This is a genomic window from Streptomyces sp. QH1-20 (genome assembly GCF_041283565.1).
GTDB lineage: Bacteria > Actinomycetota > Actinomycetes > Streptomycetales > Streptomycetaceae > Streptomyces > Streptomyces syringius.
Genome location: NZ_CP166299.1, coordinates 3,197,860 through 3,212,500, shown reverse-complemented (window position 1 = coordinate 3,212,500; position 14,641 = coordinate 3,197,860). Strand labels below are relative to the sequence as shown.

Annotated in this window: 10 protein-coding genes and 2 rRNA genes (1 of these 12 cut by a window edge); 9 read left to right on the top strand and 3 right to left on the bottom strand. The window is 68.8% G+C overall.

What is annotated here, in order from left to right:
* Positions 1–2,333 (top strand): 23S ribosomal RNA (locus AB8O64_RS14405); it begins 791 nt to the left of the window's first position.
* Between the two features lie 73 nt (positions 2,334–2,406).
* Positions 2,407–2,523: ribosomal RNA gene (gene rrf / locus AB8O64_RS14400) — 5S ribosomal RNA — on the top strand.
* A gap of 253 nt (positions 2,524–2,776) precedes the next feature.
* On the opposite strand, the gene AB8O64_RS14395 is transcribed toward rrf, so the two are convergent.
* A complete protein-coding gene (locus AB8O64_RS14395; protein WP_370419536.1) occupies positions 2,777–4,036 on the bottom strand; it encodes a hypothetical protein in 1,260 nt (419 codons plus the stop codon).
* Between the two features lie 179 nt (positions 4,037–4,215).
* Between AB8O64_RS14395 and mtnA the strand changes: the two genes are divergently transcribed.
* The 7 genes from mtnA to AB8O64_RS14360 all read left to right on the top strand — a co-directional run bounded on the left by mtnA (position 4,216) and on the right by AB8O64_RS14360 (position 12,709).
* The gene (gene mtnA, locus AB8O64_RS14390; protein ID WP_370419535.1) at positions 4,216–5,373 is read left to right on the top strand and encodes an S-methyl-5-thioribose-1-phosphate isomerase; all 1,158 of its coding nucleotides are present in this window, start codon (positions 4,216–4,218) and stop codon (positions 5,371–5,373) included.
* Positions 5,370–6,047 carry a two-component system response regulator MtrA gene (mtrA, locus tag AB8O64_RS14385; protein ID WP_130878137.1) on the top strand — a complete coding sequence of 226 codons (678 nt, stop codon included), beginning with the start codon at positions 5,370–5,372 and terminating at the stop codon, positions 6,045–6,047. The genes mtnA and mtrA overlap by 4 nt, the downstream gene beginning before the upstream one ends.
* A 1-nt stretch (position 6,048) precedes the next feature.
* The gene (mtrB, locus tag AB8O64_RS14380) at positions 6,049–8,034 is read left to right on the top strand and encodes an MtrAB system histidine kinase MtrB (RefSeq protein ID WP_370419534.1); all 1,986 of its coding nucleotides are present in this window, start codon (positions 6,049–6,051) and stop codon (positions 8,032–8,034) included.
* A gap of 20 nt (positions 8,035–8,054) precedes the next feature.
* A complete protein-coding gene (locus AB8O64_RS14375) occupies positions 8,055–9,881 on the top strand; it encodes an LpqB family beta-propeller domain-containing protein (RefSeq protein WP_370419533.1) in 1,827 nt (608 codons plus the stop codon).
* A 120-nt stretch (positions 9,882–10,001) separates the two neighbouring features.
* The gene (locus AB8O64_RS14370) at positions 10,002–10,805 is read left to right on the top strand and encodes a ComF family protein (RefSeq protein ID WP_370419532.1); all 804 of its coding nucleotides are present in this window, start codon (positions 10,002–10,004) and stop codon (positions 10,803–10,805) included.
* Positions 10,806–11,053: 248 nt separating this feature from the next.
* Positions 11,054–11,737 (top strand): ribosome hibernation-promoting factor, HPF/YfiA family, encoded by a 684-nt coding sequence (hpf, locus tag AB8O64_RS14365; RefSeq protein ID WP_370419531.1) that lies wholly within the window; start codon positions 11,054–11,056, stop codon positions 11,735–11,737.
* Between the two features lie 228 nt (positions 11,738–11,965).
* Positions 11,966–12,709: a response regulator transcription factor gene (locus AB8O64_RS14360; RefSeq protein ID WP_130878134.1), complete on the top strand. Its 744-nt coding sequence runs from the start codon at positions 11,966–11,968 to the stop codon at positions 12,707–12,709.
* A gap of 45 nt (positions 12,710–12,754) precedes the next feature.
* Here the strand turns inward: AB8O64_RS14360 and AB8O64_RS14355 are convergent, their stop codons facing one another.
* The gene (locus tag AB8O64_RS14355; protein ID WP_370419530.1) at positions 12,755–13,960 is read right to left on the bottom strand and encodes a winged helix-turn-helix domain-containing protein; all 1,206 of its coding nucleotides are present in this window, start codon (positions 13,958–13,960) and stop codon (positions 12,755–12,757) included.
* Positions 13,961–14,004: 44 nt separating this feature from the next.
* Entirely contained in the window at positions 14,005–14,598 is a 594-nt protein-coding gene (locus AB8O64_RS14350) for a GNAT family N-acetyltransferase (RefSeq protein ID WP_370419529.1), read from the bottom strand.
* Positions 14,599–14,641: the final 43 nt, after the last annotated feature.

Below are 14,641 nucleotides of genomic sequence, written 5' to 3'. Positions count from 1 at the left end.
CTAGCCATGGGCAGGTTGAAGCGGAGGTAAGACTTCGTGGAGGACCGAACCCACCAGGGTTGAAAACCTGGGGGATGACCTGTGGTTAGGGGTGAAAGGCCAATCAAACTCCGTGATAGCTGGTTCTCCCCGAAATGCATTTAGGTGCAGCGTCGTGTGTTTCTTGCCGGAGGTAGAGCACTGGATAGGCGATGGGCCCTACCGGGTTACTGACCTTAGCCAAACTCCGAATGCCGGTAAGTGAGAGCGCGGCAGTGAGACTGTGGGGGATAAGCTCCATGGTCGAGAGGGAAACAGCCCAGAGCATCGACTAAGGCCCCTAAGCGTACGCTAAGTGGGAAAGGATGTGGAGTCGCAGAGACAACCAGGAGGTTGGCTTAGAAGCAGCCACCCTTGAAAGAGTGCGTAATAGCTCACTGGTCAAGTGATTCCGCGCCGACAATGTAGCGGGGCTCAAGCGTACCGCCGAAGTCGTGTCATTCACACAATAGGTCCAACGACCGTGTGGATGGGTAGGGGAGCGTCGTGTGCCGGGTGAAGCAGCCGCGGAAGCGAGTTGTGGACGGTTCACGAGTGAGAATGCAGGCATGAGTAGCGATACACACGTGGGAAACGTGTGCGCCGATTGACTAAGGGTTCCTGGGTCAAGCTGATCTGCCCAGGGTAAGTCGGGACCTAAGGCGAGGCCGACAGGCGTAGTCGATGGACAACCGGTTGATATTCCGGTACCCGCTTTGAAACGCCCAATATCGAATCCATTGATGCTAAGGCCGTGAAGCCGTTCCGGACCCTTCGGGGAAAGGAAAGTGGTGGAGCCGCCGATCCAAGGTGGTAGTAGGTAAGCGATGGGGTGACGCAGGAAGGTAGTCCAGCCCGGGCGGTGGTAGTCCCGGGGTAAGGGTGTAGGGCGCTGTCTAGGCAAATCCGGACAGCATGAAGCCTGAGACCTGATGCCGAGCCGATTGTGGTGAAGTGGATGATCCTATGCTGTCGAGAAAAGCCTCTAGCGAGTTTCATGGCGGCCCGTACCCTAAACCGACTCAGGTGGTCAGGTAGAGAATACCGAGGCGTTCGGGTGAACTATGGTTAAGGAACTCGGCAAAATGCCCCCGTAACTTCGGGAGAAGGGGGGCCATGTCTGGTGATGAGGTTTACCCTCTGAGCTGGGTGTGGCCGCAGAGACCAGCGAGAAGCGACTGTTTACTAAAAACACAGGTCCGTGCGAAGCCGTAAGGCGATGTATACGGACTGACGCCTGCCCGGTGCTGGAACGTTAAGGGGACCGGTTAGCTTGGATTCGTCCAGGCGAAGCTGAGAACTTAAGCGCCAGTAAACGGCGGTGGTAACTATAACCATCCTAAGGTAGCGAAATTCCTTGTCGGGTAAGTTCCGACCTGCACGAATGGCGTAACGACTTCTCGACTGTCTCAACCATAGGCCCGGTGAAATTGCACTACGAGTAAAGATGCTCGTTTCGCGCAGCAGGACGGAAAGACCCCGGGACCTTTACTATAGCTTGATATTGGTGTTCGGTTCGGCTTGTGTAGGATAGGTGGGAGACTGTGAAGCATGCACGCCAGTGTGTGTGGAGTCGTCGTTGAAATACCACTCTGGTCGTGCTGGATGTCTAACCTGGGTCCGTGATCCGGATCAGGGACAGTGTCTGGTGGGTAGTTTAACTGGGGCGGTTGCCTCCTAAAGAGTAACGGAGGCGCCCAAAGGTTCCCTCAGCCTGGTTGGCAATCAGGTGTTGAGTGTAAGTGCACAAGGGAGCTTGACTGTGAGACCGACGGGTCGAGCAGGGACGAAAGTCGGGACTAGTGATCCGGCGGTGGCTTGTGGAAGCGCCGTCGCTCAACGGATAAAAGGTACCCCGGGGATAACAGGCTGATCTTCCCCAAGAGTCCATATCGACGGGATGGTTTGGCACCTCGATGTCGGCTCGTCGCATCCTGGGGCTGGAGTCGGTCCCAAGGGTTGGGCTGTTCGCCCATTAAAGCGGTACGCGAGCTGGGTTTAGAACGTCGTGAGACAGTTCGGTCCCTATCCGCTGTGCGCGTAGGAATATTGAGAAGGGCTGTCCCTAGTACGAGAGGACCGGGACGGACGAACCTCTGGTGTGCCAGTTGTCCTGCCAAGGGCATGGCTGGTTGGCTACGTTCGGGAGGGATAACCGCTGAAAGCATCTAAGCGGGAAGCCTGCTTCGAGATGAGTATTCCCACCCCCTTTGAGGGGTTAAGGCTCCCAGTAGACGACTGGGTTGATAGGCCAGGTGTGGAAGACCGGTAACGGTTGGAGCTGACTGGTACTAATAGGCCGAGGGCTTGTCCTCAGTTGCTCGCGTCCACTGTGTAGGTTCTGAAGTAACGACCGTGTTGTGTTCCGGTTGGTTAATTTCATAGAGTTTCGGTGGTCATTGCGTTAGGGAAACGCCCGGTTACATTCCGAACCCGGAAGCTAAGCCTTTCAGCGCCGATGGTACTGCATGGGGGACCGTGTGGGAGAGTAGGACGCCGCCGAACAATTTTTGAGAGTAGCCCCTGTGGGAGCCATTTGGTTCCTGCGGGGGCTATTCTGCGTTTCCGGACAAAATCCCGGGATACCGGGGTGGGAATGCGGCCTCTTTGTAGCCGCTCTCCGTCCTCCTGGGTGCCCCCTACCGCCCTCCGCCCCCGTCTTCCTCCCTGCCCCCCGTTCCCCGGGCCAGGGGCTCAGGCCCGGGGAGACAGGACGGGATACGACGCTTCGGATCGAACGCAACCGAACGAATCCGAATTACTTCGAGGCGGCCTGCGCCAGCTCGACGTCGAGGGATTCGCGGCGGATGCGCTGGTCCAGATAAAGCAGCGCGGTCACGCCGGCCGTGATCGGCGCCATCAGTGTCGTGCTGATGACCGCCGCGACACCGGAGATGATCAAAGTGCTCCAGCCGATGGTGCCGGAAGTGGCGCTCTCACCCGTGAAGATCATTTCAATGATGCCGACGGGAATGCCAATAACTGTCGCCACCACGAATACCAGGAATACGGCCAGCAGCTGCACGCCGAAGATTCGCCACCAGGACCCGCGCACCAGCTTCGCGGACCGGCGCAGCGACGCGAGGACACCCTGCCTTTCCAGCATCAACGCCGGTGCGGCCAGGCTGAACTGAATCCAGAGCCACGCCGCTCCTGCCATCCCGGCCAGGCTGCCGAACAGGGCGACGCCCACGCCCACCGCCTTCGCGCCCGCCGCCGAGATCAGAAGGCCGGGTGCGACCGCCACGCCGAAGACACCGACGATCAGGGCCGGCAGCAGGAAGAGCAGGCCGCTCAGACGGAGCAACTGCGGGCGGGCACTCCGCCAGGCGTCGGCGACCGAGGTCGACCGTCCCAGCACGGCCCGGCTGACGACGACTGTCAGCAGTGCTGTGGCGATGATCGAGCCCAGCAGGCTGACGAGTGCCGTGACCCCCGTGCCGGGCAGGCTCTCACCTATGGCGTCCAGGGTCTCCCCGGGGGTCGCCGAGGCCGGGTTGTCGAGGTACTCGAAGCCCGGGTTGTCGCGGAACCACACACCGGTGACCACGGTCGTCACGGCCTGGGTGGCGACCGCCACCGCCAGAGAGATGCCGAGGGCCGTCCGCCAGTGCCTGCGCAAGGTGCCGAACGAGCCCTCCAGGATCTCGCCGACGCCCAGGGGACGCAGCGGGATCACGCCCGGCTGGGGCGCGGGCGGGATCGGTGCCCAGTGGTTTCCGCCCCAGGCACCCTGACCCGGCCCGTACGGGCCCGTGGGGCCGGCGTTGCTCTCGGCCCGGGCCCTGGTGGGACGGCGGGGCCCGGGCGGGGGGCCCGCGGAGGGGGTGGACCACTGGCCCCTGGGGGGCTGCTCCCGGGCCCACTGAGAGGCGGGTGCGGCCTCCTCCGCCCGGCCGGCCGGCTCTTCCGTGCGTACGGCCTGGTCGTCCGCGGGGGCGGACTGGGCGGGAACGCCGTTGCCCTGCTCGTCGGAGGGGGAGGGCCCGGGCGGGGTGCGGCCCGGAGAGTCGTTCATGGTCGTCGCTCCTTCTCGGTGCCCGTTCGCCGGTGCGGCGGCGAGCGATTGCCCCGTCATCGTGTCACGCGGGCCCCGGGCGGCGAGGGGCTCGGATGTGGGCCCGTACGTCGGCTCGTAAGGGGGAGAGACCCAAGGGAGACCTTCATTAGTCGGGGTGTGCGGGGCAGACTGGACCAATGGCTGATCAGTACGCGGTACCCGCGGACCCCGCGCCGTCCTCACTGACTCCCGCACTGCGCTGGGAGGAGCCCCCGGAAGGGCCCGTGCTGGTGCTGCTGGACCAGCGCCGGCTGCCCGCCGAGGAGATCGAGCTGGTGTGCACGGACGTCCCCGCGCTGGTGGAGGCGATACGCACGCTCGCAGTGCGGGGTGCGCCGCTGCTCGGCATCGCCGGGGCGTACGGGGTGGCGCTCGCGGCCGTACGGGGCTTCGACGTGGACGACGCCGCCCAGTCGCTGGCCCACGCGCGCCCCACGGCCGTCAATCTGGCGTACGGGGTGCACAGGGGCCTCGCGGCCTATCGGGGGGCGCTCAAGGGCGGCGCGGACGTGGCAGGGGCCGCCGCGGCGGCCCTGGAGACGGCCCGGGCGCTGCACCGGGAGGACGCGCGGGCCAGTGAGCTGATGGCGGCGCACGGTCTGGCGCTGCTGACGGAGCTGCTGCCGGGCGGTGGCCTGCGGATCCTCACCCACTGCAACACGGGCGCGCTGGTGTCCGGGGGTGAGGGAACGGCGCTGGCGGTGGCCGGTGCCGCACACCGGGCGGGGGAGCTGAGGCGCCTGTGGGTGGACGAGACGCGGCCGTTGCTCCAGGGGGCGCGGCTGACGGCGTACGAGGCGGCCCGGGCCGGGATGCCGTACACGCTGCTGACGGACAACGCGGCGGGCTCGCTGTTCGCGGCGGGCGAGGTGGACGCGGTCCTGATCGGCGCGGACCGGATCACAGCCGACGGTTCGGTGGCCAACAAGGTGGGCAGCTATCCGCTGGCTGTACTGGCCCGCTACCACCATGTGCCGTTCGTCGTCGTCGCGCCGATCACGACGATCGACCTCAACACCCCGGAGGGCGCCGCGATCGAGGTGGAGCAGCGGCCGGGGCACGAGGTGACGGAGTTCGCCGTGCCGCAGGTGCCCGGGGCCGGGGAAGAGGCGGGTTCGGGGGTGCTGATCGCACCCCTCGGGACGCAGGCGTACAACCCTGCGTTCGATATCACACCGCCCGAGTTGGTGACGGCAATTGTCACGGAAAACGGGGTTGTTTCGCCGGTCACGGAGGCTGGTCTCGCGGAGCTGTGTGCCAGGTCACGATCAGGTAATGGGATGATGTCGATATGAAGGGACGCGTCCTTGTCGTCGACGACGACACCGCACTGGCCGAGATGCTCGGCATTGTGCTGCGTGGTGAGGGTTTCGAGCCGTCGTTTGTAGCTGATGGCGACAAGGCACTCGCTGCTTTTCGTGAGACCAAACCGGATCTTGTTTTGCTCGATCTGATGCTGCCCGGTCGGGACGGCATTGAGGTGTGCAGGCTGATCCGGTCCGAGTCCGGCGTGCCGATCGTGATGTTGACCGCGAAGAGTGACACGGTCGATGTGGTGGTCGGACTGGAGTCCGGGGCGGACGATTACATCGTCAAGCCGTTCAAGCCGAAGGAGCTGGTGGCCCGGATCAGGGCGAGGCTGCGCAGGTCGGAGGAGCCGGCGCCGGAGCAGCTGGCGATCGGGGACCTGGTCATCGACGTGGCCGGGCACTCGGTCAAGCGCGACGGTCAGCCGATCGCGCTGACGCCGCTGGAGTTCGACCTCCTCGTCGCGCTGGCCCGTAAGCCGTGGCAGGTGTTCACCCGTGAGGTGCTCCTGGAGCAGGTGTGGGGCTACCGCCACGCGGCGGACACGCGGCTGGTCAATGTGCACGTGCAGCGGCTGCGCTCCAAGGTCGAGAAGGACCCGGAGCGGCCGGAGATCGTGGTGACCGTGCGCGGTGTGGGCTACAAGGCCGGGCCGAGCTGACATGTCGGGCAACGGTGCCGCCCCGGAGCGGGGCGCGGGGCGGCCCGTCGATTCGACGGGCGGCATATCTTTCTTCCGCCGGCTGTGGCGTGCCGCGCGGCTGCTGCCCGACGGCGCGGCCGCGGGTCCGGTGCACCCGGTGCTGAGGCTGTACGTGCGCTGGGTGCGGCAGCCGCTGCTGCCCGCCATGCGGCTGTGGCGGCGCAACATCCAGGTGCGGGTGGTCGCCACCACCCTGCTGATGTCGCTGGGCGTGGTCCTGGTGCTCGGCGTCGTCGTCATCGGCCAGATGCGCAACGGTCTGCTGGACGCCAAGCGGCACGCGTCGATGAGCCAGGCCGAGGGCGGGTTCAAGGCGGCGCGTGACGCCGCCGACGCGGCTGCCGACCGCAGCCAGGACGCCGCACAGGCCGGTGGTCGCGGTCTTCCGGACTCCGGGGCCTGGCTGACCCAGCTCGTGCAGCAGCTCGCCAGTGGCGGGCAGGGCGTCTATCACGTGGTGGCGCTCAGCGCCGACGCCACCGACACCACCTCTGTGGGCACGCGCGGGCCGCGTGCCTCGGGTGACATCGACCCCGAGCAGAGCGTGCCCGCCGAGCTGCGCCGCAAGGTGGACAGCGCGAACGGCGCGTTCGAGACGCCCGCGTCGATCAAGCGCAACTCCTCGGACGAGGGGGCACCGGCGCTGGCGGTCGGCAAGCGGCTCTACGACGTCAACGGCAAGCCGTACCAGCTCTACTACCTCTTCCCGTTCACCCAGGAGGAGAAGTCGCTGAAGCTGGTGAAGACCACGCTGGCGACCGCCGGGGTGTTCGTCGTGTTGCTGCTCGGTGCCATCGCCTGGCTGGTCGTGCGGCAGATCGTCACGCCCGTACGGATGGCCGCGGGGATCTCCGAGCGGCTCGCGGCGGGTGTGCTCCAGGAGCGCATGAAGGTCACCGGCGAGGACGACATCGCCCGCCTGGGTGAAGCCTTCAACAAGATGGCGCAGAACCTCCAGGTGAAGATCCAGCAGCTGGAGGAGCTGTCGCGGATGCAGCGGCGGTTCGTCTCGGACGTCTCGCACGAGCTGCGGACCCCGCTGACGACCGTACGGATGGCCGCGGAGGTCATTCACGAGGCGCGGGAGGACTTCGACCCGATCACCGCGCGCTCCGCGGAGCTGCTGTACGGGCAGGTCGACCGTTTCGAGTCGCTGCTGTCCGACCTGCTGGAGATCAGCCGGTTCGACGCGGGCGCGGCGGCGCTGGAGGCCGAGCCGGTGGACCTGCGCGATGTGGTGAACCGGGTGGTCGACGCGGCGCTGCCGCTCGCCGACCGCAAGGGCAGCCGACTGCTCGTGCGGGGCGCCGAACAGCCGGTGATCGCGGAGGCGGACGCCCGTCGCGTGGAGCGGGTGCTGCGCAACCTCGTGGTCAACGCCGTGGAGCACGGTGACGGCCGGGACGTCGTGGTGCGGCTCGCCGTCGCCGGTGGCGCGGTCGCGGTCGCGGTGCGCGACTACGGCGTGGGTCTCAAGCCCGGCGAGGCCACCCGGGTCTTCAACCGCTTCTGGCGGGCGGACCCCGCCCGTGCCCGGACGACCGGGGGCACCGGTCTCGGGTTGTCCATCGCCGTGGAGGACGCGCGGCTGCACGGCGGCTGGCTCCAGGCGTGGGGCGAGCCGGGCGGCGGCTCGCAGTTCCGTCTGACGCTGCCGCGTACGGCGGGTGACTCGCTGCGCGGTTCGCCGATCCCGCTGGAGCCGGAGGACTCGCGGCGCAATCGCGGGCTGAACGAGTCCGGGGTGCCGCTGGCCGCCTCGGGACGGGGTGCGCCCGGTCCCGCGCCGCTGCCCGCCGCCGTGCCGGCCCAGACGCGCAACGTCCGGCCGGCCGCCGACCCGACGGCGCTGCCAGGCAGCGGCGCCCGGGTGGTGACGCGCCCGGCCGGGGCGCGCAACGACAACGCCGCGGGCAGTGACCCGCAGGACCGGAGCAGGACGTGAGGGGCGGGCGCGTGGGCGCTATGGGCGATCGCCGGGGCCGGCCGGTCTCGGTGGCGGGCCTCCTCGCGCTGGGGCTCAGCGGCGTGCTGCTGGCCGGCTGCGCGTCGATGCCGGACAGCGGAGACGTGAATCCGGTGGACTCCTCGCAGCGGGCCGACGCCGACTCGCAGGTCCGTGTGTACGGCGTCCCGCCGCGCAAGCGCGAGCAGCCGCAGGAGCTGGTGACCGGCTTCCTCGAGGCGACGACGAGCGACGACCCGAACTACGACACGGCGCGGATGTATCTGTCCAAGAGCGTGAAGCGGCGTTGGGACCCGTTGACGTCGACGACCGTGCTGTCCGACCCGCCGCAGGTGAACGTGGAGCGCACCGGCGACCGGGCCGAGGAGGAGTACACGATCACCCTGGTCGGCAAGCAGGTCGCCACGATCGACGCCAAGCACGCGTACAAGCCGGACGAGCGCCCGTACAAGGCGAACATCCATGTCGCGCGCGAGGACGGCGAGTGGCGCATCGACGACCTGCCGCCCGGGCTGGTGCTCGGCGTGTCCGACTTCCAGCGCATATACCGGCCGGTCAACAAGTACTACTTCGCCGAGCTGGGGCCCGGCAAGGCACCGCGTGACGTGCTCGTCGCCGACCCCGTCTATCTGCGCAAGCGGATAGACCCGGTGACCTCCACGGTCAAGGCGCTCCTGGACGGGCCGACGAACTGGCTCGACCCGGTCGCCGCGACGGCCTTCCCGACCGGTACGAAGGTGGCCGACGAGCGGCTTTCCCTCGACGATTCCAACGCCCTCAAGGTGCGGCTCACCGACCGGGCGGCGGGCATCAACGGCGAGCAGTGCCTGCGCATGGCGGCGCAGCTCTTCTCCACCGTGCAGGAGTCGGCCTCGGTCAGCAGTGTCACGCTGCAGCGTGCCAAGGGCGGTGACCAGATGTGCTCGCTGGGGCGGGAGCAGATGGGGCGGTACGCCCCGGACCAGACCGTGGGGCACGCCGACCGGCAGTACTTCCTCGATGCCCAGCACCGGATGGTGAGCCTCAGCGACGGCGAGAAGACGCCGTCGCGCGTGGCCGGACCGTTCGGCGCCGACGGCACCGTCAACCTGAAATCGGTGGCGGTGGACCGCGCCGAGAGCCGCGCGGCGGGTGTGGCCGCCAACGGGCAGTCGCTGTACGTCGCGCACCTGCAGCACGGTGCGGCCCTGGGCGAGCCCCGGGTGACCTCGCGGGCGGCGGCGGGGCTGACGGCGCCGAGCTGGGACGGGCTGGGCGATCTGTGGGTCGCCGACCAGGACCCCGACCGGCCGCGGCTGCTGCGGCTGCCCGGTGGTACGGGTGCGCCGGAGGAGGTCCGGGTGCCCAGCCTCGACGGCGAGCGCATCACGGGGCTACGGGTCGCGGCCGACGGGGTGCGGATCGCGCTGCTGGTCTCGAAGGGTGACCGCAAGACCCTGAAGCTCGGACGGGTCGAGCGGCGGATGAGCGGCGGGCGGCCGAGCCTGTCCGTACAGGAACTGCGCTCGGTGGCGCCGAAGCTGGAGGAGGTCGACGCCGTGTCCTGGGCGGGCGGCAGCCGCCTGCTGGTGGCGGGCAACGAGCGGGGCGGCCTGCAGCAGTTGCTGTACATCGAGACCGACGGATCGCGGTCGAACGTCGCGGCGCTGCCCGGCATCACGGGGGTGCGGGGCATCGCGGCCCCGGAGAACCCGACCAGTCCGGGCAATTCGAAGAAGGCGCCCGGGGTGGTCGCGGAGCGGGAGGACGGGATCGTCCGTCTGCTGCCGGACATGAACTGGAACTGGGTGGCCAAGGACGGCTCGGCCCCGGTCTACCCGGGGTAGGACTGCCGCTGGCCCGCCCCCACGCTGCGGTTTCCGTGATCCACAGCGCTGCGCGCCCGTGATCCACCGCGGTTTTCCACAGGGGTGGCAGGGGCGGTCTTGGGGCGGGACAGTTGAGGTATGCGCGGATGGTGGCGAGAGATCACCGGGCTGGTGCTGCCGGTCCACTGCGCGGGGTGTGGTCTGCCGCGTTCCGTGTTGTGCGAGGAGTGCCGCCGGGAGCTGTGCGGACGGGGCACCCGCAGGGTGTGGCCCGATCCGGTGCCGGAGGGGCTGCCGCCCGTGCGGGCCGCCGCGGCCTACGCGGACCGGGTGCGGTCCGTGCTGCTCGCGCACAAGGAGCGGGGAGCGCTGGAGCTGGCGGAGCCGCTGGGCGCCGCACTGGCGGGCGCGGTACGGGCGGTCGGGCGCGAGGCCGGATGGTGGGGCACACGGGGCGGGAGTGACCCGTTGCTGCTCGTGCCGGTGCCTTCCTCGCGGCGGGCGGTCGCGGGACGCGGGCATGACGCGGGGCGACGGCTCGCCCTGGCGGCCGGGCGGGCGCTGCGGAGCGCGGGACAGCCCGCGCGGGTGGCGGCGGTGCTGCGACAGCGGCGGACCGTCGCCGATCAGTCCTCTCTCGACGCGGGGCAACGATGGGTGAATGTCTCGGGCGCCCTGGGGGTAGCCGGGGGAGTGAAGCGGCTGTGGCGAGTCGGAGGGCCGGTGGTGCTGGTGGACGACCTCATGACGACCGGGTCCTCGCTCGTCGAGGCCGCGCGAGCGGTCTCCGCGTCGGGCGGTCAGGTGCTGGGGGCCGCGGTCGTCGCGGCCCCGGAGCGGGCGTTCGTGCCCGGTCCGGATCCCGGTGGAACCCCAGGTGGCGGTGCGACGTTCCCGTGGGAAACAGCGGGGAAACACCTGAATGGAGGTACAGCCCGGTAAGGGGTACCGACGGGCGTCCGGGCGAGATATGTTCGGTTGTGAGGAAGGGCAAGCTCTATGCCTCTTATCTCCGAATGGCGCGCTTTGCGTGCTTTCGCAGAAGCTTGAAGTCGATGGGGTGTAGATCTTGTCGATGGGGGAGGAGGAGGTGAAACCGCCGAGTCGGTGGCTCCGGGTATCCCCGGGGTCTGATGCAAGAGGGATGCGCTCCGCACCTTCGGCGGGGCGATCCGGGAACGGAGTTCTGCGTGGACATCGTCGTCAAGGGCCGTAAGACAGAGGTGCCCGAGCGCTTTCGCAAGCACGTGGCCGAGAAGCTGAAGCTGGACAAGATCCAGAAGCTGGACGGCAAGGTGATCAGCCTCGACGTAGAGGTGTCCAAGGAGCCCAACCCGAGGCAGGCCGACCGCTCCGACCGTGTGGAGATCACGGTCCGTTCCCGCGGCCCGGTGATCCGGGCGGAAGCGTCGTCGTCGGATCCCTACGCCGCGCTCGACCTGGCCACGAGCAAGCTGGAAGCGCGGCTGCGCAAGCAGAACGACAAGCGTCACACCCGCCGGGGCAACGGACGGATCCCGGCCAGCGATGTAGCGGTGACCGTCGGCGCCGCGGAGCTCACCGACACCGGCGAGCTCGCCGTCGACCAGTCGGCGAACAAGGTGCCGGTCACGCGCATCGGTTCCCTGGAGGTCCAGGGCGAAGGTCCTCTCGTGGTCCGCGAGAAGACCCATGCCGCAGCCCCGATGACCCTCGACCAGGCGCTCTACGAGATGGAGTTGGTCGGTCACGACTTCTATCTGTTCGTCGACTCCGACACCAAGATGCCCAGTGTCGTCTACCGGCGGCACGCCTACGACTACGGCGTCATCCACCTCAACGCCGACCCCTTCTCCGAGGAGCCCGGCGGCGCGGGCGGTTCGCTCGGCGGCTGACCCCGGCCGCCTCCGGCGCCGCGCGCCGTGAGTCGTAGCCCTTCGAGTTGATGCCCTCGAAGCGCCGCAGCGCTTCCGGGGGCATCAACCTGCGTCCTCAGAAGCGCCTCTCGGCGGCCTCGGCATGAAATCATGGCCGAGCGGCCAACCGCCGGTCCGCCGAAACCGGTTGGCTCGGCGCAGCACTGTTGCATCCGCGAGGGGCCACGGCCTTCAGGGGGAGGAACGATGGCGGACAGGTTCGGGCCCGTACTCGTGCCCGGCGAGGACGACGACGAGGGCGCCCGGGCGGAGCGGAACCCCGCCCGCGCGGAGCCGATCCGGGTCCTGGTCGTGGACGACCACGCGCTCTTCCGGCGGGGACTGGAGATCGTTCTCTTCCACGAGGAGGACATCCAGGTCGTGGGCGAGGCAGGGGACGGCGCGGAGGCGGTGGACAAGGCCGCCGATCTGCTGCCGGACATCGTGCTGATGGACGTGCGGATGCCCAAGCGCGGTGGTATCGAGGCCTGCACCTCCATCAAGGAAGTGGCCCCCAGCGCCAAGATCATCATGCTGACGATCAGCGACGAGGAAGCCGACCTCTACGACGCGATCAAGGCCGGGGCGACCGGCTACCTCCTCAAGGAGATCTCCACCGACGAGGTGGCCACCGCGATCCGCGCGGTCGCGGACGGCCAGTCGCAGATCAGCCCGTCGATGGCGTCCAAGCTGCTGACCGAGTTCAAGTCGATGATCCAGCGGACGGACGAGCGCCGGCTGGTGCCGGCGCCCCGGCTCACCGACCGTGAGCTGGAGGTGCTGAAGCTCGTCGCCACCGGGATGAACAACCGTGACATCGCCAAGGAGTTGTTCATCAGCGAGAACACCGTGAAGAACCACGTCCGCAACATCCTGGAGAAGCTGCAGCTGCACTCCAGGATGGAGGCGGTGGTCTACGCGATGCGGGAGAAGATCCTCGAGATCCGCTGAGGCGTGCGCCTCCGGCGGGTGGCCGAGGCCGGCCCGCCGGTCCTGTCAGTCCAGCGCCGTGACCAGTGCCGCCGCAAGCTTCGCGTCGTCGCAGCGCTCGATGCGCACGGTGTCGCAGCCGACCCACTCGGCCGCCTCCCGGAGCGCCCGCGCCATCGGGGCCACGGCCTTGGGGCCGTCGAGGGACACCTGCCGCGCCACCAGGGTGGTGCCCTCCCGGGCCGGGTCCACCCGGCCGAGCAGCCGGCCGCCCGCCAGCAGCGGCATCGCGAAATAGCCGTGCACCCGCTTCGGCTTGGGCACGTACGCCTCCAGGCGGTGGGTGAAACCGAAAATCCGCTCGGTGCGGGGCCGGTCCCAGATCAGGGAGTCGAACGGCGAGAGCAGCGTCGTACGGTGCCGGCCGCCCTTCGACGAGGACTCCGCCGCCAGCGCGGCCGGGTCCGCCCACGCCGGCTTCGACCAGCCCGCCACCTCCACCGGCACCAGGCCCGTGTCGGCTATGACCGCGTCCACCTGGTCGCCCTTGAGCCGGTGATAGTCCGCCAGATCGGCCCGGGTGGCCACACCCATCGCGGCACCGGCCTGGGTGACCAGGCGCCGGGTGCACTCGATGTCGTCGATGTCGTCGTGCAGGAGCGCGTCCGGCACCGCCCGCTCGGCCAGGTCGTACACCCGCTTCCAGCCGCGCCGCCGGGTGCAGACCACCTCGCCGGTGTCCAGCAGCCACTCCACCGCGATCTTCGTCTCGGACCAGTCGTACCACTCGCCGCCGTTCTTGGCGCCGCCCAATTCCGTTGCCGTCAGGGGGCCGTCGGCCCGCAGCCGGTCCCGGACGGCCGCGCACGAGCGCTCGGAATCCTGCATCACGTGCCAGCGGTGGCCGCGCGTCTTCATGGCCCGGCGCCGGAAGGCGAAGTGCGGCCACTCCTCGACGGGCAGGATGCAGGCCGCGTGCGACCAGTACTCGAAGGCGTGGTCGCCGGTCCAGTACGCCGACTCGACCGCCGCGCGGCCCACCGCGCCCAGCCGTGCGTACGGCACCAGCTCGTGCGAGCGGGCCAGCACCGAGATCGTGTCCAGCTGCACCGCCCCCAGGTGCCGCAGCACGCCGCGCACCCCCGCCCGGCGGTCCGGGGCGCCGAGCAGGCCCTGGGCGCGCAGCGCCATGCGCCGGGCCTCCTCGGCGGACAGTCGCGCCTCGGCCGCAGGGCCCTTGGACGCGGCGGCAGTTGTCGTACCGGTTGTCATGGCGATCACCCTAGGGCCGGGCACTGACAACGCCGCGCGAGCGGTCAGCCGCGCTCGGGAAAGGGCAGGTAGGGGGCCCCTGAGGGCAGTCCGAGATCGGAGGGCAGCAACGAGCCGACCCAGGCGTCGCGGCGGGTGCCGTTGTAGACGATCTTGGAGCGCATCGTGCCCTCCATCGTGAATCCGGTCTTCAGGGCGACCCCGCGCGATCCCTCGTTCCCGGCCTCCGCGTACCACTCCAGCCGCTCGACGCCCAGCTCCTCGAAGGCCCAGCGGATCACCTCGCGGGCCGCCTCGGCGGTGTAGCCGCGACCGCGCTGTTCCTTCGCCGTCCAGTAACCGAGCTCGGCCTGCCGCTCGGGGGTGCGCAGCTGGCCGAGCCGCACCAGGCACATCGAACCCACCAGCCGGTCGTCCTCGCGCGTGAAGAGACCGAACGTGTACATGCTGTCGTCCCGCCAGCCGTCCGGAGCGGTCTCCTCGATGAAGACGCGGGCGTCCTCGACGGTGTACGGGGAGGGCACGCTGGTGTAGCGCGGGATCTCCGGGTCCTGGCAGGCGGCGTGCACGGCCTCCCGGTCGGCGGGGGAGAAGGGACGCAGCACCAGCCGCTCAGTGGTGAGGTTTATGGGCTCCATGGGGGGAGTGTGAACGGTCGGCCGGTCCGGTGCGACTCTTTTG